This is a genomic window from Pseudomonas sp. AK106 (genome assembly GCF_053903055.1).
Genome location: NZ_CP096426.1, coordinates 4,451,662 through 4,473,308 on the forward strand (window position 1 = coordinate 4,451,662; position 21,647 = coordinate 4,473,308).

The 21,647-nt window shown below is 60.5% G+C and carries 16 protein-coding genes; 6 read left to right on the forward strand and 10 right to left on the reverse strand.

Translation table 11 applies throughout. From position 1 onward, the window contains the following. Positions 1 to 52 precede the first annotated feature (52 nt). Positions 53 to 664 carry a CoA pyrophosphatase gene (locus M1E04_RS19665; protein WP_192132285.1) on the reverse strand — a complete coding sequence of 204 codons (612 nt, stop codon included), beginning with the start codon at positions 662 to 664 and terminating at the stop codon, positions 53 to 55. Between the two features lie 153 nt (positions 665 to 817). On the opposite strand from M1E04_RS19665, the gene M1E04_RS19670 reads away from it, so the two are divergent. Both M1E04_RS19670 and M1E04_RS19675 read left to right on the forward strand, forming a co-directional pair. Beyond that, the gene (locus M1E04_RS19670; protein WP_065989972.1) at positions 818 to 1,369 is read left to right on the forward strand and encodes an NUDIX hydrolase; all 552 of its coding nucleotides are present in this window, start codon (positions 818 to 820) and stop codon (positions 1,367 to 1,369) included. A gap of 50 nt (positions 1,370 to 1,419) precedes the next feature. Continuing rightward, positions 1,420 to 1,983: a L,D-transpeptidase family protein gene (locus M1E04_RS19675; protein ID WP_192132287.1), complete on the forward strand. Its 564-nt coding sequence runs from the start codon at positions 1,420 to 1,422 to the stop codon at positions 1,981 to 1,983. Between the two features lie 54 nt (positions 1,984 to 2,037). Here the strand turns inward: M1E04_RS19675 and M1E04_RS19680 are convergent, their stop codons facing one another. Further along, a complete protein-coding gene (locus M1E04_RS19680) occupies positions 2,038 to 2,349 on the reverse strand; it encodes a Nif3-like dinuclear metal center hexameric protein (protein ID WP_296306139.1) in 312 nt (103 codons plus the stop codon). 6 nt (positions 2,350 to 2,355) lie between these two features. Continuing rightward, positions 2,356 to 6,255 carry a phosphoribosylformylglycinamidine synthase gene (gene purL, locus M1E04_RS19685; RefSeq protein WP_456291895.1) on the reverse strand — a complete coding sequence of 1,300 codons (3,900 nt, stop codon included), beginning with the start codon at positions 6,253 to 6,255 and terminating at the stop codon, positions 2,356 to 2,358. A gap of 213 nt (positions 6,256 to 6,468) precedes the next feature. Between purL and mltF the strand changes: the two genes are divergently transcribed. Next, a complete protein-coding gene (gene mltF, locus M1E04_RS19690; protein WP_065989976.1) occupies positions 6,469 to 7,929 on the forward strand; it encodes a membrane-bound lytic murein transglycosylase MltF in 1,461 nt (486 codons plus the stop codon). 33 nt (positions 7,930 to 7,962) lie between these two features. Here mltF and tadA read toward each other — a convergent pair whose 3' ends face one another. Both tadA and M1E04_RS19700 read right to left on the reverse strand, forming a co-directional pair. Then, positions 7,963 to 8,445, reverse strand: coding sequence for a tRNA adenosine(34) deaminase TadA (gene tadA / locus M1E04_RS19695; RefSeq protein WP_456291896.1), 483 nt, complete (start codon positions 8,443 to 8,445; stop codon positions 7,963 to 7,965). After that, positions 8,445 to 9,818, reverse strand: coding sequence for a multicopper oxidase family protein (locus tag M1E04_RS19700; RefSeq protein WP_456291897.1), 1,374 nt, complete (start codon positions 9,816 to 9,818; stop codon positions 8,445 to 8,447). The genes tadA and M1E04_RS19700 overlap by 1 nt, the downstream gene beginning before the upstream one ends. Before the next feature lie 171 nt (positions 9,819 to 9,989). Here M1E04_RS19700 and M1E04_RS19705 point away from each other — a divergent pair, with 171 nt between their 5' ends. After that, entirely contained in the window at positions 9,990 to 12,923 is a 2,934-nt protein-coding gene (locus tag M1E04_RS19705; RefSeq protein ID WP_456291898.1) for a dermonecrotic toxin domain-containing protein, read from the forward strand. Between the two features lie 198 nt (positions 12,924 to 13,121). Here M1E04_RS19705 and M1E04_RS19710 read toward each other — a convergent pair whose 3' ends face one another. From M1E04_RS19710 to M1E04_RS19730, 5 genes are all read right to left on the reverse strand, one after another. Beyond that, entirely contained in the window at positions 13,122 to 13,607 is a 486-nt protein-coding gene (locus tag M1E04_RS19710) for a hypothetical protein (protein ID WP_065989984.1), read from the reverse strand. Between the two features lie 282 nt (positions 13,608 to 13,889). Continuing rightward, positions 13,890 to 14,882: a serine hydrolase domain-containing protein gene (locus M1E04_RS19715; protein ID WP_456291899.1), complete on the reverse strand. Its 993-nt coding sequence runs from the start codon at positions 14,880 to 14,882 to the stop codon at positions 13,890 to 13,892. A 259-nt stretch (positions 14,883 to 15,141) separates the two neighbouring features. Continuing rightward, a complete protein-coding gene (gene guaA / locus M1E04_RS19720; RefSeq protein ID WP_065989987.1) occupies positions 15,142 to 16,719 on the reverse strand; it encodes a glutamine-hydrolyzing GMP synthase in 1,578 nt (525 codons plus the stop codon). A gap of 98 nt (positions 16,720 to 16,817) precedes the next feature. Beyond that, positions 16,818 to 18,287 carry an IMP dehydrogenase gene (guaB, locus tag M1E04_RS19725; RefSeq protein WP_065989989.1) on the reverse strand — a complete coding sequence of 490 codons (1,470 nt, stop codon included), beginning with the start codon at positions 18,285 to 18,287 and terminating at the stop codon, positions 16,818 to 16,820. 126 nt (positions 18,288 to 18,413) lie between these two features. After that, positions 18,414 to 18,962, reverse strand: a complete 549-nt coding sequence (locus M1E04_RS19730) for a sugar ABC transporter ATPase (protein ID WP_065989993.1) — start codon at positions 18,960 to 18,962, stop codon at positions 18,414 to 18,416. 135 nt (positions 18,963 to 19,097) lie between these two features. Between M1E04_RS19730 and xseA the strand changes: the two genes are divergently transcribed. Further along, on the forward strand, positions 19,098 to 20,477 hold the full coding sequence (xseA, locus tag M1E04_RS19735; RefSeq protein WP_456291900.1) for an exodeoxyribonuclease VII large subunit: 1,380 nt from the start codon (positions 19,098 to 19,100) through the stop codon (positions 20,475 to 20,477). A 3-nt stretch (positions 20,478 to 20,480) separates the two neighbouring features. Beyond that, entirely contained in the window at positions 20,481 to 21,323 is an 843-nt protein-coding gene (locus M1E04_RS19740) for a peptidoglycan DD-metalloendopeptidase family protein (RefSeq protein WP_410934440.1), read from the forward strand. The last annotated feature ends 324 nt before the right edge of the window (positions 21,324 to 21,647 follow it).

Genomic DNA, 21,647 nt, shown 5'->3' on the forward strand with positions numbered 1-21,647 from the left:
CACGGCTCGGCCCTCATGGCTCATTCCTGATGCAAGGCGCGGCGGCCGCGAGTCAGGATTTCAGCGTGTGGATGATGGATCGCTTTGGCGGCTCGTTGAGGTCGATGGCGCTGTCGAACAACAGGTTCATCAACTCGACGATCATGATCGCGGTCAGGCCCCAGATCTTGTACTCGCCGAAGCGGTAACTCGGCACGTACCAGCTGCGCCCTTGATAGTCGATGCGGTGGGTGTGTTCGCGGACATCCTGACGGAAGAAGTCCAGCGGCACGCTGAAGACGGCTGCGATTTCGCCATCATTGGGTGTGTACTCGACGAAATCCGGAATGATGCCGACGTAGGGCGTCACTCTTATGCCGTGCTTGGAGATCAACGGACTCAGCGGGCCGATGACCTCAACGAGACCCGGTGGCAAACCGATCTCCTCCTGGGCTTCGCGCAGCGCCGTGAAGATGAGGTCCGGATCCTCCGGGTCACGCCGTCCGCCCGGGAAGGCCACTTCGCCGCCGTGGGTCGACAGGCCGCTGGCGCGCAGGGTCAGCACCAGTTCAGGCTCTGCATTGCGGGTAATGGGGAGAAGCACGGCGGCCTCGGGAAAGCGCGCGTCCGTTTCCAGCATCACCGGCGTGTGGCTGCTCATACGGTGAAGTAGCTCATCCAGCATGGGAATTCTCGATCGGTTGCCTGCCCGGCATCATGCACCAAAGCGGCGACGCGCCCAAGTCTTGTAGGACAACCCGCGCGTGCAAGACGCCTCTTGCCGTCCACCCGCGCTACGGCTCAAGATAGCCGCTGCCAACAGGAACCCGATTCGATCATGAAATTCTGCAGCAACTGCGGCGAACAGGTCATCCAGCGTATTCCCGAGGGCGACAGCCGCCCGCGTTACGTGTGTGAACATTGCGACACCATTCACTACCAGAACCCCAACATCGTGGCCGGCGTCGTGCCGGTGTGGGGCGACAAGGTCTTGCTGTGCCGTCGGGCCATCGAGCCGCGACTGGGCTACTGGACGCTGCCCGCCGGGTTCATGGAAAACGGCGAAAGCGTCGAGCAGGCGGCCCGCCGCGAAACGCTGGAAGAAGCCTGCGCAGAGGTCGAGGACCTGCAGTTGTACTCGATGATCGATGTGCCGCACATCAATCAGGTGCATATCTTCTACCGCTCGAATCTGGTCAAACCGGAGTTCGCGGCCGGTATCGAAAGCCTTGAAGTGAAGCTCTTCGACGAAGCGGATATTCCGTGGTCTGAGCTGGCGTTCAATACGGTCAGGCGTACCCTGGAGTGTTTTTTCCGCGACCGGCGGCATCAAGATTTCCAGGTACGCACCGATTGTCTGTCTGTCACACCGCCGCTCAAGACCACTTGATCGAAACGATGATGCGCGATTGCCGCGCAGGCTTCAGGGATACCCTTTTCATGCGTTGGTTGCTTGCCGTTTTATGCCTGTCGGTTGTGCCGCTGTCCCAGGCTGCGTTCACCCAGACCATCGTGCCCAAAGGCAGCGAACAGAAGTTCGTTGGCGGAAAGGTCGTCGACACTCAGAACATCGCGGACCGGACTGTCGATAAAGTGCTGGTGCTCAAATCCGCGCATCAATTGCAGCTGATCAGCCGTGGCGAGGCGCTGAAGACGTACCGGATCTCACTGGGCAAAGCGCCCACCGGACCGAAGCTGCAAGAGGGAGACCAGCGCACACCGGAGGGTTTCTACTGGCTCGACTGGCGCAAGACCAGCGACGCCTACAACCTGTCGATGCACATTTCCTACCCCAACATTTCCGATGCCGCACGCGCCCGACGCGAAGGCGTGAAACCGGGCAGCATGATCATGATTCACGGCACGCCGATCAACGACGATTACCCGGAGTGGTATTTCCACACGCTGGACTGGACGAACGGCTGCATCGCCATGCGCAACAGCGATATTCGTGAGGTGTGGGATCTGGTGAAAGACGGCACGATGATAGAGATTCGGCCGTAAGATTTTGCCGGGGTAATGCGGATTGCTTCAATCTCGAGCCATGCTGCAGGGAAGCTAGATATCTTCCAGCTTCCACACGTCATAAGCCGGTACTTCGTAGGGATGGCTGTCCTTCAGCGCAGCAACCGCCTGCCTGATCAGCTCATCTGACACGACAAGCTCGACCTTCCATTCCTGAACCTGCTCGACCTCGCCGGCTTGCCCGATGAATGGCTGACTGCCATCCAGCGGGCGAAACTGGCCGTGGCCAAGCACTTGCCATGAGCAGCGGTCATACGCGCCGATTCGCCCCGCACCGGCGGCGAACAACGCGTTTTTGACCTGTTCCACATGGCTCTGCGGCACAAAGAAAGCCAGCTTGTACATCAGCGATCAGTCAACCCAGACGCGGGCGTTGCGGAACATGCGCATCCACGCGCCGTCTTCAGCCCACTCATCCGGTCGCCACGAGTTGGTCACGGCGCGGAACACCCGCTCAGGGTGCGGCATCATGATGGTGACGCGACCGTCGAGTGTGGTGAGACCCGCGATGCCGCGGGGCGAACCGTTCGGGTTGGCCGGATAGGTTTCAGTGACCTTGCCGTGATTGTCGACGAAACGCACGGCAACGGTGCCGGACAGATCGGTTTCAATCAACGACTCAGGGGTCTTGAACTCGGCGTGGCCTTCACCGTGGGCAATGGCGATCGGCATGTGCGAGCCGGCCATGCCTTGCAGGAAGATCGACGCCGACTTCTGGATTTCGACCATCGCCACGCGCGCTTCGAACTGCTCCGAGCGGTTGCGCACGAAGTGCGGCCAGAATTCGCTGCCCGGGATCAGCTCGCTGAGGTTGGACATCATCTGGCAACCGTTGCAAACGCCCAGCGCGAAGCTGTCGCTGCGGGCGAAGAAGCCCTGGAACGCATCCCGTGCACGGCTGTTGAACAGCGCGGACTTGGCCCAGCCTTCGCCGGCACCCAACACGTCGCCGTAGGAGAAACCACCGCACGCCACCAGACCTTTGAAGTCGTTGAGGTCGACGCGACCGGCGAGGATGTCGCTCATGTGCACGTCAACCGAGGCGAAACCGGCGCGATCGAACGCAGCCGCCATTTCAACCTGACCGTTGACGCCCTGCTCACGCAGCACTGCCACTTGTGGGCGAACGCCCTTCTTGATGTAAGGCGCAGCGATGTCGTCGTTGACGTCATAGCCCAGCTTCACGCTCAGGCCTGGATTGTCTTCTTCCAGCAGCGCATCGAATTCCTGATCGGCGCAATCGGCGTTATCACGCAGGCGCTGGATCTGGTAGCTGGTTTCGCTCCACTGGCGCTGCAGCAGACGGCGATCACCCTTGAACACGGTGTCGCCGCTCAGGCTGATGATCACATCGCTGTTGTTGATCGGCTTGCCGATCACGGCGACGCAGTCCTCGCCCAGACCGGCAGCGCTGAACTGCGCGAGCACCAGCGGCGTGGCGTCCTGGCGAACCTGGATCACTGCACCCAGCTCTTCGTTGAACAGAATGGCCGCGATTTTTTCGCGGGTGCCGGTCAGCGTGTCGAGTTCGAGGTTCAGGCCACAGTGCCCAGCGAACGCCATCTCGAGCACGGTCGCCATCAAGCCACCGTCGGAACGGTCGTGGTAGGCCAGCAGGTGGTCGTCGGCGTTGAGGCCCTGAATGACGGCGAAGAAGGCTTTCAGGTCTTCGGCGTCATCGACGTCCGGTGCAACACTGCCGAGCTTGCCGTGGGTCTGCGCGAGGATCGACGCGCCCATGCGGTTCTGGCCACGGCCCAGGTCGATCAGGATCAGATCGGTCAGGCCCTTGTCCATGCGCAATTGCGGGGTCAAGGTCTTGCGGATGTCGGTGACCGGGGCGAAACCGGTGACGATCAGCGACAGCGGCGAGGTCACGGTTTTTTCGGTGCCCTCGTCGCTCCAGCGGGTCTTCATGGACATCGAGTCCTTGCCCACTGGGATGGTAATGCCCAGCTCGGGGCACAGCTCCATGCCGACGGCTTTCACGGTGTCGTACAGACGCGCGTCTTCACCCGGGTGACCGGCAGCGGACATCCAGTTGGCGGACAGCTTGATGTCGGAAAGCTTGCCGATGCTCGAAGCAGCGATGTTGGTCAGGGTCTCGCCAATCGCCATGCGGCCGGACGCCGGGGCATCCAGCAAGGCCAGCGGCGTGCGCTCGCCCATCGCCATGGCTTCGCCGGTGTACACGTCAAAGCTGGTTGCGGTGACGGCGACGTCCGCCACCGGCACTTGCCACGGGCCGACCATCTGGTCGCGATTGACCATACCGGTGATGCTGCGGTCGCCAATGGTAATAAGGAAGCTCTTGCTTGCCACGGCCGGGTGATGCAGCACGCGCTGCACGCTTTCTTCGATGTCGAGCGCGCTCGGGTCGAAGTCGTCACCCAGCTCTGTCTCACGCTCGGCCGAACGGTGCATGCGCGGGGCTTTGCCCAGCAGCACTTCCAGCGGCATGTCGACAGGGTTGTTGCCGAAATGGCTGTCAGTGACGGTCAGTTGCGGCTCTTCAGTGGCCTCACCGACCACCGCGAACGGGCAACGCTCACGTTCGCAGATGGCTTTGAAGCGTTCGAAGTCAGGAGCGCTGACCGCCAGAACGTAACGCTCCTGGGACTCGTTGCTCCAGATTTCCAGCGGGGCCATGCCTGGCTCGTCGTTTGGCACGTTGCGCAGTTCGAAGCGGCCGCCGCGACCGCCGTCGTTGACCAGTTCAGGGAAGGCGTTGGACAGACCACCCGCGCCGACGTCATGGATGAACGCGATCGGATTGGCTTCACCCAGCTGCCAGCAGCGGTCGATGACCTCCTGGCAACGGCGTTCCATTTCCGGGTTTTCACGCTGCACCGAGGCGAAATCCAGGTCAGCCGAGCTGGTGCCGGTGGCCATGGAGGAAGCCGCGCCGCCACCCAGACCAATCAGCATCGCCGGGCCGCCGAGCACGATCAGCTTGGCGCCGACGGTGATTTCGGCTTTCTGCACGTGCCCTTCGCGGATGTTGCCCATGCCGCCTGCGAGCATGATCGGCTTGTGGTAGCCGCGAACTTCGTCGCCATGTGGCGTGCTGATCGACTGCTCGAAGGTACGGAAATAACCGGTCAGCGCCGGGCGACCGAACTCATTGTTGAACGCCGCGCCACCCAGCGGGCCTTCGATCATGATGTCCAGTGGTGTCACGATGCGCTCGGGTTTGCCGTACGGCTTTTCCCAGGGCTGCTCGAAACCCGGAATGTTCAGATTGGACACCGTGAAACCGGTCAGGCCGGCTTTCGGCTTGGCGCCACGTCCGGTCGCGCCCTCGTCACGAATCTCGCCGCCGGAACCGGTGGCTGCGCCAGGGAACGGGGCAATTGCCGTCGGGTGGTTGTGGGTTTCGACCTTCATCAAAATGTGCACCGGCTCCTGAACCGCACCGTACTCGCGGCTTTCAGGATTCGGGAAGAAGCGACCGGCCACGCTGCCGACGATCACCGAGGCGTTGTCCTTGTAAGCGGACAGCACGCCTTCGTTGTGCATTTGGTAGGTATTCTTGATCATGCCGAACAGGCTTTTGTCCTGGCTCTGGCCGTCGATGTCCCAACTGGCGTTGAAGATCTTGTGACGGCAGTGCTCGGAGTTGGCCTGCGCGAACATCATCAGCTCGATGTCGTGTGGGTTGCGCTTGAGGCCGGTGAACGCGTTCACCAGGTAGTCGATTTCGTCTTCGGCCAGGGCCAGACCCAGTTCAACGTTGGCTTTTTCCAGCGCCGCACGGCCGCCGCCCAGCACGTCGATGGCGATCAGCGGCTTGGGCTCGGCGTGGCTGAACAGGCTGGCGGCCTCTTCCAGCGCGCCCAGTACGATCTGGGTCATGCGGTCGTGCAGCGTGTCGGCGATCAGTTGCGCATCAGCGTCGCTGAACTGGCCTTCTACATAAAACGCGATGCCGCGCTCAAGGCGCTGGATCTTGGTCAGGCTGCAATTGCGCGCGATGTCGGTGGCCTTGCTCGACCATGGCGAAATGGTGCCGAAACGCGGGAGTACCAGGAACAAGCGGCCCGCCGGCTCCTGAACCGGCACGCTCGGACCGTATTTCAGCAGGCGGGCAAGGACTTGCTGCTCGTCTTCGGTCAGGACGCCATTGACCTCAGCGAAGTGGGCGAATTCAGCGTACAGGCCACTGACAGCCGGAACTTTATCGTTCAGCTGCGCAAGTAATTTCTTGTGGCGGAAGGCGGAAAGGGCGGGAGCACCACGCAGGATCAACATCGTCGGGACAGCCTCGGGAAGGGGGTGTGCTTTGAGGCCGTGCATTCTAGCCTAATCAGTCTGCGTCGGCACCCGAAACCACGGCATGGGATGCACCCGAATGTCGGCTCCGGGCGCTTGCCTGCGCCGGAAGGTAAAAATTCCTCGGCTCTATCAGACGGGACCCGCGCTGTCGAGATATGGCGGTATGGCTCCTTTGCGTATACTGCACCGATGTTTTCCCTATCAGATTTCCGCCCACGCTGTGCCAAGTGGCTCATCGCAACCGGAATCTTCCTGCTGCTCGGCGCGTGTGTGGAGAAACCCAACACGCTGGAACGAGTCAAGGAGGATGGCGTTCTGCGCGTCGTCACCCGCAACAGCCCGGCGACCTATTTTCAGGACCGCAACGGTGAAACCGGTTTCGAGTACGAACTGGTGAAGCGTTTCGCCGACGATTTGGGCGTTGAACTGAAAATCGAAGCCGCCGACAACCTAGACGACCTGTTCGATCAGATGGGCAAGCCCGGCGGGCCGGTGCTGGCAGCAGCGGGCCTGGTGAGCAGCGAAAACCGCGCGAAACAGGTGCGTTTTTCTCACTCCTATCTTGAAGTCACCCCGCAGGTCGTTTACCGCAACGGCCAGTCGCGCCCCACCGATCCGGGCGATCTGGTCGGCAAGCGTATCCTCGTCCTTAAAGGCAGCAGCCACGCCGAGCAGCTGGCGGCGCTGAAGGTCAAGTACCCCGGCATCAACTATGAAGAATCCGATCAGGTCGAAGTCGTTGACCTGCTGCGCATGGTGGACGAGGGTCAGATCGACCTGACCCTGGTGGATTCCAACGAACTGGCGATGAATCAGGTGTATTTCCCCAACGTGCGCGTCGGCTTCGACCTCGGCGATGGCCGCGATCAGCGTTGGGCCGTGGCGCTGGGGGATGACAACAGCCTGCTCAACGAGATCAACGCCTATCTCGACAAGATGCAGAAGAACGGCATGCTGCAGCGACTCAAAGACCGCTACTACGGGCATGTCGACGTCCTCGGTTATGTCGGCGCCTACACCTTCGCCCAGCATTTGCAGGAGCGCCTGCCCAAGTACGAGAAGCACTTCCAGACCGCCGCCAAAGCAGAACAGGTGGACTGGCGCCTGCTCGCGGCGATCGGTTATCAGGAATCGTTGTGGCAGCCGGGCGTGACGTCGAAGACCGGCGTGCGCGGCTTGATGATGCTCACCCAGAGCACGGCCCAGGCCATGGGTGTGTCCAATCGGCTCGACGCCAAACAGAGTATTCAGGGCGGCGCCAAGTATTTCGCCTACGTCAAAGAACAGCTCGACGACTCGATTCAGGAGCCGGATCGCACCTGGCTGGCGCTGGCGTCCTACAACATCGGCAGCGGCCACCTGGATGACGCGCGCAAGCTGGCCGAAAGCGAAGGCCTGAACCCGAACAAGTGGCTGGACGTAAAGAAGATGCTGCCGCGTCTGTCGCAGAAGAAGTGGTACAGCAAGACCCGCTACGGCTACGCCCGGGGCGGCGAACCGGTCAGTTTCGTCGCCAACATCCGCCGTTACTACGACATTCTGACGTGGGTGACGCAGCCGCAGATGGAAGGAGGCCAGGTCGCGGAAGGCTCGTTGCATGTGCCTGGGGTCGACAAGACCAAGCCGTCGGAAGAGAAAGCGCCGCTGTAGTCAGCGCCAGAATCCGCTCGCCGTCGCACTGAACTAACCCTTCGCCCGCCTCATCCTGAAAAACTCGCTCAGCATCGTCCCGCATTCCTCCCCCAGCATCCCGCCTTCGAACAGCACGCGATGATTGAGAAACGGCTGCATGAAGAACTGCCCCTGACTCTGCACCACCCCCGCTTTGGGCTCGGTCGCGCCATACACCACGCGGCTGATGCGCGAGTGAACGATCAACCCCGCGCACATGCTGCAGGGTTCCAGCGTCACGTACAGCGTGCTGCCGGGCAGGCGATAATTGCTGAGTGACTGCGCCGCCGCGCGAATGGCGACCATCTCGGCGTGGGCGCTGGGGTCGCTGCCGCTGATGGGGCAGTTGAAACCGCGGCCCACGATTTCGCCGTTCTGCACCACCACCGCGCCGACCGGCACCTCGCCCAGCAACGCACCCGCCGCCGCCAGCGCCAGGGCTTCGCGCATGAAATGCTGATCGCGACTGCGATCGATGATGGGCGGCTGACGCATCAGGAGACCTCGATAGCGGCCATGAGACCGGTTTCCATGTGATCGATCACATGGCAGTGAAACATCCAGACGCCGGGATTATCCGCCACCAACGCGACGCGCGCACGCTCGTTGCGGCCCAGCAGATAGGTGTCCGTGAAATACGGAACCACCTTCTTGCGATTGGAAGCGATGACCTTGAAGCTCATGCCGTGCAAGTGAATGGGATGCTGATACTGCGTCATGTTCTTCAGCTCGAAGATGTAACTCTTGCCTTGTTCGAGCTTGGCGATCGGCCGGTCCGCGCAGGTCTTGTCGGTGATGTCCCACGCCTGGCCATTGATCTGCCACAAGCTGGGCGGCTTGCCGTTGTCGACATTCACCGACACCGAACCCACCCACTCGAAATTGAAATTGAGCTTCTCGGCGTTGGTCAAATCAGGCTCGGCAACCGGATTCGCCGGCAGCTCAGGGGGCCACTCGCCCGGCGTATCGGTGCTGGCGACCGAACGGAAGGTGCCCAGCCGCACCGGGCCGTTGCGCAGGGAAATCTCTTCACCGACCGCAGGCGCCTTGATCGCCAGACAGATGCGCATGCCCGGCCCCAGCCAGTAATCCTTGCCCAGCGGGCGCGGTTTGACCGGGTTGCCGTCGAGGGCGTAGATCATCGCCTCGGCGCCTGGCAGATTCAGGCGATAGGTCACCGTGTTGTCGAGATTGAGAATGCGCACCCGAGTGATTTGCCCGGCAGGCAGCTCGACGACGCCCTGTGGCACGCCATTGATCGTCGACAATCGCCCGGCCGTGCCCTCGCGGGCAGCCTCGCGAATGACGCTGAAATCAGTGAAAGCGCCCTTTTCGTCCACGTGCCAGCTCTTGAGGCTGACGACGCGCTCGTGTGCAAATCCGGTCGGCTCGCGCTCCTCGACGATCAGCGGCCCCACCAGCCCGCGGCCCAGCTCTTCACTGCTGCTCACATGGGGGTGATACCAATAGCTGCCGGCGTCCGGCACTCGGAATTTATAGTCGAAGTACTCGCCCGGCTTGACCGGCAATTGCGAGACGTAAGGCACGCCGTCCATCTCCAGCGGGAGCCGAATGCCGTGCCAATGAATCGTGGTTTCCACGGGCAGATGATTGATGAAGCGCACCCGTAGCCACTCGCCCTGCCTGACGCGCAATTCAGTGCCCGGAGCCGACCCGCCGAATGCCCAGGCGGGCGTCTGGTGCCCGGCCACCAGTTCAACGTCCAGCGGCGCGGCGATCAGTTCATAATCGTGCCCTTCTCCCGGCCCCCGTTTGCCCAGCCAATACCTTGAGGCGCCGCCCGCGCCAAGCCCGACCACCGCAAGACCGGCCAGACCTCCGAGTATCTGTCGACGGGTAAAAGACATGTACGAAAAAACCTCAAACGACGGGTCGCATCCGTGAACGATGCGAGGGGCGGACACGATACACCTGCCCTTACAGAAATTTAAGGCGACGGCGTACGCAATACATATTTAGTGCCAAATGAGTCAGCAATCACGCCAAGCTTGTCTTCCCATTCATCAAGGAAGACGAATATGACCGTTGCACCCGCTCACCCGCCCGCTGCATCCCTTAGCCAGGACCGAAACGCCCTCATCACCATGAGTGAGCGCATGGTCGAGGCCTGCCCGGACATGCGCGAAATGGCCCGCAGCATCGCCCGAGAAGTCCTCCTGCGCCAGACCGGTCGCGACATCGAGCCGGATACCGTTTACTGGCACCGCTTCCACACGGCAGTCAGCAGTCCGCGGTCATTCAATGGCTGGGAGCACCGCGAAGCGCCCTATCAATCGATGACCCTCCCGCAACTGGTCATGCACCGCTTCAATCCCCACGATCAGGACAACGCCGACACCCTGCAGATGCTTAGCGGGTTCTACGCCGCAGGCCCCGATGCAGAAGCGTTCGATGAACGAAACGAGGTCAGGATGTTGCCCGCCCAGGTCATGACTGAGTTTTGGTCAGTGGACTTCAAATCGCGCTATCAGGAAAAGCTGAAGGCGTTCTGGCGCGACTTCGCTGACGATTTTCGCACCATGGCCAAAGCCAACTTCATCGCCAGCGCCTTCGAAGACCAACAGGCCGGCTGGCTCAGTGAAGAAGATCTGCGAAGCGTCTTACGTGCGGCGAACGTAGAACCGTCCGAGGCACCGAGCCGGCAAACTCTGCGAACCAGCGCTCCGGCCAGCGCTGACGCGAAAGTCTGGACCTTCGACGTGATCGGCTACGAAGCCAGCGACGTCTTGCGCATCGTGACCGCAGAAGGCCGGCAAATTCTCTACACCCCCGGCGAAGTGCAGGCGTTTCATGCCTTCGCCACGCCCGAAGAGCTGCATGGGTGGCTGCTGTCGCAGAACAACCGCCCAGAACGCCGCGCGCGTTTCATGGGCCATTTCCCGTTGTCGGCACACGGAGCGGCTGACAACAACATCGGGCTGTTCCATGGCCTGGATGTGCTCTATACCTCATGGGGATCCGCTCATCCCGGTCTGATCAATCAACACAGTCGGCCCGTGTCGGGAGACCCGTTCAGCCATTTGCGCGACGCGATCCGAGCTCGGATGTTTGCCGACGCAGACCTGGCGCTGCATTCCAACGGCGACCTGCGCAAACAGATGTGGATCGGCTATCTGCGGTCGTTCTCCCAGCTTTCCGGTGCGCTGGCGGCGATTGACTGGCCGATTGCGCTGGCAGCCGTGGGTGCCGGCATCGCCGACATGGGCCTCAACATTGATCAGGCCGTGAATGGCGCGAGCACGGCGCAGCGCAAGGCAGGGGTCATCGGGGCTGTGACGGCCAGCATCGACGTCTTGTTCAACAGCACCTTTCTTATCGGCGGGGAGGCGATGCCGGAAGGCGAGTTGCTGCAGCCTGAACCCGAGGGAGAGCTGGCACCGGAAGTCGATGAGCCCACCGATGGGTTAGTTCAGATGCCGGGCCTGAAACCAGAATCCGTTTACCCCTTTGAGCGCGACGATGCCCTGGCCTACTTCGAGACCAACATGCTGCTGGATGCCTTCGAACCCGTGCGTGAAGAAGGTCGCATGAAGGGCATCTACCTGACCGATCAGGGCGAAACCTTCATCGAGATCGATGGCTTCGCCTACGCCGTTCGCTACATCAACGAGCTGAAATGCTGGGCCATCATCGACCCTGCAAACCCCTACTCGTTTTACCGAAACATGCCTGTGCGCCTTAACGCTGCTGGCACCTGGGAGCCCGTCACTCCCTTGCACCTGTCAGGCGGCGGGAAGGTGCTCGGCAAGATGGGGCCCGGTCGTGGGGTCGGCGTTTCTCCCCAGACGACCACCCTCCCCAGCCCATACGAAGTGCCAGCGGCGCTGAGGACTGAAGTCATGGAGGGCGCGCAATATGGCGGCCGCTTTGTCGACGATCGCTATCACAGCCCCGATTTTGACAAACCTGATCCCTATGACGACTTCAAGCGCATCCGTCGCAATCTGCGCGATGACGCCAACGCCTTCTTCAACACGCTCGAACTGCCAAAGCGTCCAGACATGCCAGAGCTGAGTGCCAACGCGCCGCTCAAACGTGCGCTCAAGATCGTATTCAAACGTTCATCGGGCCTGGTCATCGGCGAGAGCCATGCAGGGATCGGCAGCAAACAGTTTCTGATCGAACAGATGCCGCTGCTCACCAAGCTCAAGGTTAAAACCCTGTACATGGAGCACGTGCTCACCGACTTCCATCAGGTGGATCTCGATACGTTTTCGAGAACGGGCACTCTGTCGCCTCAGCTTGAGGACTACATCAAGGCGCTGGACAAAGGCCATCGAACTGATCCAAACGGCAAATACACCTTCATGGCTGTTTTCAAAGCCGCGCAAGAAAACCGCGTGCGCATCCGCGCCATCGACTGCATGGCGAGTTACCGCGTCGACGGCATGGACGGCGCGGAGCAAGGGCTGCGGCAGAAGGTGATGAATTACTACGCCAAGGGCGTGATCGACGCAGACCAAGGGGCGAGAAGCGGCGGCCACTGGGTAGCACTGGTGGGTAATTCCCACGCCAATACGTATCAGGGCGTCCCGGGTCTCGCGGAACTGGAAGGTGCGGTAGGGCTGCGCATTGAAGACGTTCGTGTGGCTGAATCGGCTGGAATAACGCCAGACCCCGGCGTTGAAATGACCGATACGGTGGGCCGTCGTGCGGGACGCGTACAGAGTGATCTGCGTCTGCAAGTGCTCGTCGCCCCGCCCCGGATTGAGCTCAGCCTGGAGAACAAACTGCTACGAGCGGGCATGTTCACCCTCGATGACAGTGATGGTCACCTCGCAATCGTCCACCGCAGCAACGAAGGCATTGCGGTTCGTACCGAGATCAAACGAGAGGGCAAGCGCGTCTATATCGATCGGCCGAAATGGCAGCGGGTGAGCGGACGTCGGTTTGAGACGTTGGCGGATTTGACGACGGCGCTGGAGCTGATGGGGATGACGTGGGTGCGTTGAGGCGTCATATTTAAACAGCCGAGTGGCGCGCTAAGGGATCCACTCGGCTGTTTTCTGCCCAATACGCTGGCCGACGCTTCGATCAAATACGGCGGCCAACGGTTACCTTCCGTGCGTGCATAGACGCGAACATGACGCCCTTCTAAGGTCTCGCCCTCTTGGGTTCACGTCTTGGCCGGTAGCGTGACCTTCCCGTGTTCAGTCTCGTATAAGTTTCAGCAGTCCGCCGTCATACCAGGAAAGAGCTAACGTCCCATCTTGCGCCAGGAAAAATGCAGGGCTTTCTTTATCAAGAGGCCCCCAGCTTCCAGTTTTGCATTCAACGCCGTAGGGTACGGCTTTTTCGATGCCCAGCTTATGGAGTTGTGGCTTCAGTTCAGCTCCACTCATTGCCGGAAGCTTATGAAAAACAGGCCCGTTGCACACGTCTTCCGTTGAGTCTGCTGAAGCTTTCCATGCAAGTTGATCGTGATTGAAACTGAGACGTCGGCCCATGAAGCTTGGGTCATTATCTTCCAGTGCCTGCACGCCCGAGTCTGATACCGCTACACCTGCTACGTGCCAACTGCCGTAAAGCGCGTTTTCTCGAAGCTGATCGTGCTTTGCAGCATCCATAGTCGCTGCGCACCCTGTCAGCGACAACATAATCAGAAAGGATGAATTGAAAGAAAATCGGGATTTCATGAACGGGTTCCTTGATTATGGCGGATGCGAGCATCGAATCCTTTTGCTGATATCGAGGCTTAAGGCGCCCCCCAAAGACTTCTTCGTAAGGATTTTCCTCGAACTTCAAGCCAATTTCAAATGAGGTCATTTGCGGTGGGCGAAGGACGGCGTTGTTCGTTACAGCGGCAGCCTCTTACACGAAAGCGCTTGGCGGGACTTATGAAGCACAGGCTTCATAACCAGCCATTCAGCTTAAACCATGGGAATTAAAAAGGGAGCTCTGTGCGGGAAAACACAAGCCTAAAGGCCATGCTCTGCACAAAGCTCAGCAGCCAGTTGCTCTACTTCGTAATCTTCGACGTTCGATAAAATAGCAAGCGTATAGCCCTTCTCCAGCGAGCGTTCGAAATAGCTGCTGAAGCCTGCCGTAACACCCTCATGGCAGAACTTCACCCCCTTGCCATCTTTCTCCATGGATATCCCGAAGCAATAACTCGAATGCTCAATGATCGCTTCTCCCCTGTGGTTTACTGGCGCCAGGGGCGTCAACATTTTTCCTATAACAGCATGTCCTCCCACCTTGGCGGTGAGAAAATTCTCGCCCCACTTCATGAGATCTGCAGCGGAAGAATGTACCAGGCTCGCCCCCAAGGAATTCCAGGGGCTACGCGAAAGAGCGTAAGTTTGCCCGTCACCTCTTGCATAGCCGCTGGCAACTCGATCATCCCGGCTCAATCCATCTAGAATAAAAGTGTGCTCCATGGCCAAGGGCGCAAAAATATGGGTTTGGGCATAGTCGGATAAGCAGAGCCCACTCACACGCTCTATAACGATCCCCAGCAAAAAATAACCTGTATTACTGTACTCAAATCGCTCTCCTGTCGGAAAATCAGGACGGGTCTGCTCTCTTAAAAGAGCAAGGATATCGGCAGCACCGAGCTCATCGCCAAAATCGATGCCTTGCGACAATGCAATCTCTATGAAATCAGGCATTCCACCAATGTGATAAACAAGATCCTGCAAGCTGATTTGAGATGAGTAGCCACTGACCTCTGGTACGAAGCGGCCTATCGGATCGCTTAAAGCCAAAAGCCCCCCCTGCTCCAGCAGCAGCAAACAAAACGCAGTGAATTGTTTGGAAACGGAGGCCAGGTCAAAGACAGTATCGCGGTTCAACGGTCGCTGGGTATCGATGCTTTCCACACCAATACTCCGCTCGTGGCACCCGCCCTGGTCGAAGCAAAGCAATGAGACAAATCCAGGGTTTTGGTGTTTGGATTCAAAAAAGGGCATGCCCGGATTCACTCATAAAAGCTGTCTAGTGTTATGTCGTCGAGTTCAAGCCAGTGGCGGTAATGGGATCTAACACCATGCCCTTCCCTGTCAAGTCGGCAGTTACCTCAGCCAGTACCCCCAAATGCCGCACAAGCACCTTGCCTGGCGATGCACTAACCTGTCAGAACGTGCCACACCCAAAAACCCAAAAGCCCGCAGTTACGCGGGCTCCAGGGCATTTCTTGCTAGATCGTGCCGGACAATGCCGGCCACCCCATCATTCCCACTCAATCGTCGCAGGCGGCTTGCTCGACACGTCATAAGTCACGCGCGAAATACCTTCGATCTCATTGATGATTCGGCCGCTCACCGTTTCCAGCAGCTCGTAAGGCAGGTGCGCCCAACGTGCGGTCATGAAGTCGATGGTCTCGACGGCACGCAGGGCGACGACCCAGGCGTAACGACGACCGTCGCCGACGACGCCAACCGATTTCACCGGCTGGAACACGACGAAGGCCTGGCTGACTTTGTGGTACCAGTCGGCTTTGCGCAGTTCTTCGATGAAGATGTGGTCGGCGCGACGCAGCAGGTCGGCGTATTCCTTCTTCACTTCACCGAGGATACGCACGCCCAGGCCCGGGCCCGGGAATGGGTGGCGGTAGACCATGTCGTACGGCAGGCCGAGTTCGAGACCCAGACGACGGACTTCGTCTTTGAACAGTTCGCGCAGTGGCTCGACCAGTTTCAGGTTCATCTCTTCCGGCAGGCCGCCCACGTTGTGGTGCGACTTGATGACGTGCGCCTTGCCGCTTTTGGCGCCAGCGGACTCGATCACGTCAGGGTAGATGGTGCCCTGGGCCAGGAACTTGATGTTGTCGAGCTTGGTCGACTCGGCGTCGAACACGTCGATGAAGGTGCGCCCGATGATCTTGCGCTTCTTCTCTGGATCGCTCTCGCCGGCCAGGTTGTTGAGGAACTGGTCTTCGGCGTTGGCGCGAATGACCTTCACGCCCATGTTCTCGGCGAACATGGCCATGACTTGCTCGCCTTCGTGCAGGCGCAGCAGGCCGTTGTCGACGAAGACGCAGGTCAGTTGGTCGCCGATGGCTTTGTGCAGCAGCGCTGCGACCACCGAGGAGTCAACACCGCCGGACAGGCCCAGCAGCACGTTGTCGGTACCGACTTGGGCGCGAACCTGGGCGATGGCGTCTTCAGCGATCTTCGACGGGGTCCACAATGCTTCGCAGCCGCAGATGTCGAGGATGAAGCGCGACAGGATGCGACCGCCCTGCTTGGTGTGGGTCACTTCCGGGTGGAACTGCACGCCGTAGTAGCCGCGGGTGTCGTCGGCCATGCCGGCGATCGGACAGCTTGGGGTGCTGGCCAGTACGTGGAAGCCTTCCGGGATCTCGGTAACCTTGTCGCCGTGGCTCATCCACACGTCGAGGCCGAAAACGCCATCGGCGTCGACGTGGTCTTCGATGCCATCCAGCACGCGGCTCTTGCCAACGATATCGACGCGGGCGTAACCGAACTCACGCATTTCGGAGCCGGCCACGCGGCCACCGAGCTGCTCGGCCATGGTCTGCATGCCGTAGCAGATACCGAAGATCGGCACATTCAGGTCGAACACGGCCTGCGGCGCGCGCGGGCTGTCAGCGACGTGGACGGACTCGGGGCCGCCGGCGAGGATGATGCCTTTCGGGGCGAATTCGCGGATCGCTTCGTCCGACATGTCGAACGGGTGCAGTTCGCAGTACACGCCGATTTCGCGAACGCGACGGGCGATCAGCTGGGTGTACTGGGAACCGAAGTCCAGGATCAGGATGCGGTGGGCGTGAATGTCGAGGGCCATAGTCATTCTCGTCGAAAATCAGAAACAAGACGGGGCTGTCATGAACAGCCCCGGTACACAATTCGTGAAACGCGCCTGAGTCATCAGGCGCGTTCCGATCAACCTACGCGGTAGTTCGGCGCTTCCTTCGTAATCTGCACGTCGTGAACGTGGGACTCAGCCATGCCGGCACCGGTGATGCGCACGAATTCAGGCTTGGTGCGCATTTCGTGGATGTCGGCGCTGCCGGTGTACCCCATCGAAGAGCGCAAGCCGCCCATCAACTGGTGAACGATGGCAGTCAGTGAACCCTTGTACGCAACGCGGCCTTCGATACCTTCCGGTACGAGTTTTTCCGCGCCATCGGACGAGTCCTGGAAGTAACGGTCCGACGAGCCTTGAGCCTGGGACATTGCGCCCAGCGAACCCATGCCGCGATAGGCCTTGTACGAACGGCCCTGGAACAGCTCGATCTCGCCCGGTGCTTCTTCAGTACCGGCAAACATCGAACCCATCATCACGCAGTAGGCACCGGCAACGATGGCCTTGGAAAGGTCACCCGAGAAACGGATGCCGCCGTCGGCGATCAGCGGAACGTCGGTGCCTTCCAGTGCCGAAGCCACGTTGGCGATGGCGCTGATTTGCGGGACGCCCACGCCAGCCACGATACGGGTGGTGCAGATGGAGCCAGGACCGATGCCGACCTTGACGCCGTCAGCGCCAGCTTCGACCAGTGCGAGTGCAGCGGCGCCGGTGGCGATGTTGCCGCCGATGACCTGCACGTCAGGGAAGTTCTGTTTGACCCAGCGAACGCGGTCGATCACACCTTTGGAGTGGCCGTGGGCGGTGTCGACAACGATAACGTCCACGCCCGCAGCAACCAGTGCGCTGACACGTTCGCCGGTGTCTTTACCGGTGCCGACCGCAGCGCCGACACGCAGGCGACCCTGGTCGTCTTTGCTCGCCAGCGGCCAGGCTTTGGATTTCTCGATGTCCTTGACGGTCATCATGCCCTTGAGCGCGAACTTGTCGTCGACGATCAGGACTTTTTCCAGACGGTGCTTGTGCAGCAGATCGCGCACTTCGTACTTGTCGGCGCCTTCGCGGACGGTGACCAGACGCTCTTTCGGCGTCATCACTTCGCGAACAGGCACATCAAGGCGGGTTTCAAAACGGACGTCGCGGGAGGTCACGATGCCGACGAGCTCGCCGTCATGCAGGACCGGAACGCCGGAGATGTTGTGTTGACGGGTCAGTTCGAACAGATCGCGAACGGTGGCGTCAGCCTCGATGGTGATCGGATCCTTGACCACACCCGCTTCGAACTTCTTGACCTTGCGCACTTCGGCAGCTTGCTGCTCGACGGTCATGTTCTTGTGGATGATGCCGATGCCGCCTTCCTGAGCCATGGCGATTGCCAGACGGGCTTCAGTGACGGTGTCCATAGCGGCGGAAACGAGGGGGATGTTGAGTTCGATGCCACGGGTCAGGCGTGTTTTAAGACTGACTTCGTTGGGAAGCACCTCGGAATAACCGGGCACAAGGAGAATGTCGTCGAATGTAAGGGCTTCTTGGCTGATACGCAGCATCGCTGGGCTCCCGAGCGGGAAAATGGAAGCGCGCCATTGTACCCAGACACCTGCACTATCTCAATGTAAAGATCAGGCTATTTACGCATGAGCCGGATTACGGCGCCCAATGACAGCCGCGCAGATCTACATCCTGACGTTGACATGGGACACCGGCCGGTCCATTCGCTCGGCAAACGCCTCGACAAAACTGCTTTTGAAGCCGGCATCCAGCCAGTTGTTGAAGATGAACCCCAGATTCGAGAACCCGCACGGCTCAAGAAACAGAAACCCGTTGATGTCGTCTTCGTGGCGGCATTCGGGGCACATGAAGTTGTCGGTGTGGCCCGGCATCCAGTCTTCCAGGCTGTCGAACAGGGCTTCGCCGATCTCGCGCCGGCATTCCGGGCAACCGGCCTCCTCCTTGAAGCCCTGCTGCGGCGTATAGATGCAGCGCTTGAGGACGATTTCCAGACCGTTGACCGGTTGACCGAATGGCAAGGCGTCCGGGTTTTCGACGAAGCGTCGCGCGCCCGGGGCAACCGCGTAGGCCATGCGGTTGAAGCTGCGCCCACAGGTGGTCAGCGATTCTTCGACGACGTTCAGCTTCACCAGCCAGCGCAGGATCGCCCGCGCCTTCGCTTCGTGCGCAGGAAAGCTGGAGATTTGCGGGACGATGATGCTTTGGGTGTCCATGACGGGCCTGTCTGACGAGTAATCGGGGGCGGCAGCTTAATCGCGCTGTCGGTGACGTCAAGTATGGCCGTCGGGGCGCGCGCCGTCAGCGATCTCATCTGGTGACCCGTGCCCCAATGCCTTTATGATGCCGCCATGATCAAAGACCCCTTCGCAAGACTCGGCCTTGACCGGGACGTCCTCACTGTCAGCCAGCTCAACGGCCGCGCACGCGTGCTGCTGGAAGATGTTTTTTCCAGCATCTGGGTCGAGGGCGAGATTTCCAACCTCTCGCGTCCGGCCTCCGGGCACGTTTACTTCACGCTGAAGGACTCCGGCGCCCAGGTGCGTTGCGCGTTGTTTCGCAGCAACGCGGCGCGGGTGCGTCAGGCGTTGAAGGACGGCCTGGCGGTCAAGGTGCGCGGCAAGGTTTCGCTGTTTGAAGGCCGCGGCGACTATCAGCTGATTCTCGACACCGTAGAGCCTGCTGGCGATGGCGCGCTGCGTCTGGCTTTCGATGCGCTGAAAGAGAAGCTCAGCGCCGAAGGGATGTTCAGCGCCGAGCGCAAGGTCGCCCTGCCCCTGCACCCCAAGCGCATCGGCATCATCAGCTCCCCGACCGGCGCGGTGATTCGCGACATCATCAGCGTGTTTCGCCGTCGCGCCCCCCAGGTCGAACTCACTCTGATCCCCACCGCTGTGCAGGGCCGCGAGGCCATCGGCCAGATCGTGCGCGCCCTGAAACTTGCTGACGATCGCGGCTTCGATGCGTTGATCCTCGCCCGGGGCGGCGGCTCGCTGGAGGACCTGTGGTGCTTCAACGAAGAGGCCGTGGCCCGGGCCATCGACGCATGCGTAACGCCGATCGTCAGCGCGGTCGGTCACGAAACCGATGTCTCGATCAGTGACTTCGTCGCCGACGTGCGTGCCCCGACCCCCTCCGCCGCTGCAGAACTGCTGGCGCCGGATTCAAGCGACTTGCAGCGCCGCGTCGACAGCCTGGAGCGCCGACTGATCAGCCGCATGCAGGACCGGCTGATGCGTGAGCAGTTGCGTCTGGACGGGATCTCCCGCCGCTTGCGTCACCCTGGCGAGCGTCTGCGCCAGCGCGCCCAGCGCCTCGACGATCTGGACATGCGCATGCGTCGTGCCTTTGAGCAGCAGATGCACAAGCGCCAGGTGCGCATGAGCCACCTGGAAAGCCGCCTGGCCGCGCAACATCCGGGACGCACGCTGATGTTTCTGCGTCAGCGCCTGGCGGTACTGGCCGAGCGGCTGCCCCGTGCGATCAAGGAAAACATCAAGAGCCGTCGCCTGCAGCTGCAAAGTCAGGTGCAGACGCTCAACGTGGTCAGCCCGCTGGCGACCCTCGGCCGTGGTTACAGTATTTTGCTGGATGAGCGCGGCAGGGCCATTCGCGCTGCCGAGCAGACGCATCAGGGTCAGCGCCTGACGGCGAAGCTGGCGGATGGCGAGCTGCAAGTGCGCGTCGAAGACAACCATCTGACGCCTGTCACCCTTTCACTTCTGGATTGATCAATGCTCCCTCTTCTATCCCGCTCGTTGGCCACTGCCGCCTTGGTCTTTTGCGCTGCCCTGCCCGCCTACGCTGACAGCTACATTTCCCGTTTGCTCAACAAGCCGGTGCCGGGCGGCGTGGCGGTGGTCGATCTTGGTCCCGCCGCGCAAGCACCCAAGGCCACGTGGCAGGGCAAGCCGGTGCTGGTGGTCAAGGATCAGGACGCCCGCTGGCTGGCCATTGTCGGCATTCCGCTGAGCGTCAAGCCAGGCACGTCGCAGCAGGTCAGCAGCGGCGGCCGTAACCTGCCTTTCGTGGTGGGCAACAAGAAGTACCCGGAGCAGCGGATTACCCTGAAAAACCAGCGCCAGGTCAATCCCAACCCGGACGACCTAAAGCGCATTGAGCAGGAACTCGATGTGCAGGTCCGCGCCTACCGTACGTTCAGTCCCGTGACCCCGAGCAACCTTCTGCTGGACAAACCGGTGGACGGGCCGCTCTCGAGCAAATTCGGCGTGCGACGTTTCTTCAACGGCGAGGAGCGTAATCCTCACGCCGGACTGGACTTCGCGGTTCCGGCCGGTACGCCTATCAAGTCGCCGGCGGCGGGCAAGGTGATTTTGATCGGTAACTACTTCTTCAACGGCAATACGGTGTTCGTCGATCATGGGCAGGGCTTTATCAGCATGTTCTGCCATATGTCGAAGATCGACGTGAAAGTCGGCGATGCCGTGCCGCGTGGTGGCGTGGTCGGGCGTGTGGGTTCGACCGGTCGCGCGACGGGACCGCACATGCACTGGAACGTCAGCCTGAATGACGCGCGGGTGGATCCGGCCATTTTCATCAATGCGTTTCAGCCGTAACGCTCTAGAGGGCTGAGTAGCTCTGTAGGCCCCCTGTAGAACCCGCTTTATCCGGGAAGGCGTCAGGCGCAACACCGCAAATCTGGTGGTGCAAATTCTGGCCCCTTCCAGGCTGAAGCCGGTCCTACCATTGGAGCGGCCGGTACGTTCAGACCGAATCGCACCAGCAATTAAATCGCGCACAGCATCAAAATCTGGCAATAGAATCTCAACCTGAAGCTTTTACCGGTTACTTCTCTCAATTTTTCCCAACCGCTTGCCAGCTTTCACCCCATTAGTTACGTTTGGCGACATGAAAACCTCTCACACCCTCATTCTGATGCG

Coding starts and splice junctions, on each gene's coding strand:
- guaA (WP_065989987.1), bottom strand. CDS start 16,719: ATGGCCCTCGACATTCACGCCCACCGCATCCTGATCCTGGACTTCGGT.
- M1E04_RS19730 (WP_065989993.1), bottom strand. CDS start 18,962: ATGGACACCCAAAGCATCATCGTCCCGCAAATCTCCAGCTTTCCTGCG.
- M1E04_RS19740 (WP_410934440.1), top strand. CDS start 20,481: ATGCTCCCTCTTCTATCCCGCTCGTTGGCCACTGCCGCCTTGGTCTTT.
- purL (WP_456291895.1), bottom strand. CDS start 6,255: ATGTTGATCCTGCGTGGTGCTCCCGCCCTTTCCGCCTTCCGCCACAAG.
- M1E04_RS19680 (WP_296306139.1), bottom strand. CDS start 2,349: ATGTACAAGCTGGCTTTCTTTGTGCCGCAGAGCCATGTGGAACAGGTC.
- tadA (WP_456291896.1), bottom strand. CDS start 8,445: ATGCGTCAGCCGCCCATCATCGATCGCAGTCGCGATCAGCATTTCATG.
- M1E04_RS19665 (WP_192132285.1), bottom strand. CDS start 664: ATGCTGGATGAGCTACTTCACCGTATGAGCAGCCACACGCCGGTGATG.
- M1E04_RS19715 (WP_456291899.1), bottom strand. CDS start 14,882: ATGCCCTTTTTTGAATCCAAACACCAAAACCCTGGATTTGTCTCATTG.
- M1E04_RS19670 (WP_065989972.1), top strand. CDS start 818: ATGAAATTCTGCAGCAACTGCGGCGAACAGGTCATCCAGCGTATTCCC.
- M1E04_RS19710 (WP_065989984.1), bottom strand. CDS start 13,607: ATGAAATCCCGATTTTCTTTCAATTCATCCTTTCTGATTATGTTGTCG.
- xseA (WP_456291900.1), top strand. CDS start 19,098: ATGATCAAAGACCCCTTCGCAAGACTCGGCCTTGACCGGGACGTCCTC.
- M1E04_RS19675 (WP_192132287.1), top strand. CDS start 1,420: ATGCGTTGGTTGCTTGCCGTTTTATGCCTGTCGGTTGTGCCGCTGTCC.
- mltF (WP_065989976.1), top strand. CDS start 6,469: ATGTTTTCCCTATCAGATTTCCGCCCACGCTGTGCCAAGTGGCTCATC.
- M1E04_RS19700 (WP_456291897.1), bottom strand. CDS start 9,818: ATGTCTTTTACCCGTCGACAGATACTCGGAGGTCTGGCCGGTCTTGCG.
- guaB (WP_065989989.1), bottom strand. CDS start 18,287: ATGCTGCGTATCAGCCAAGAAGCCCTTACATTCGACGACATTCTCCTT.
- M1E04_RS19705 (WP_456291898.1), top strand. CDS start 9,990: ATGACCGTTGCACCCGCTCACCCGCCCGCTGCATCCCTTAGCCAGGAC.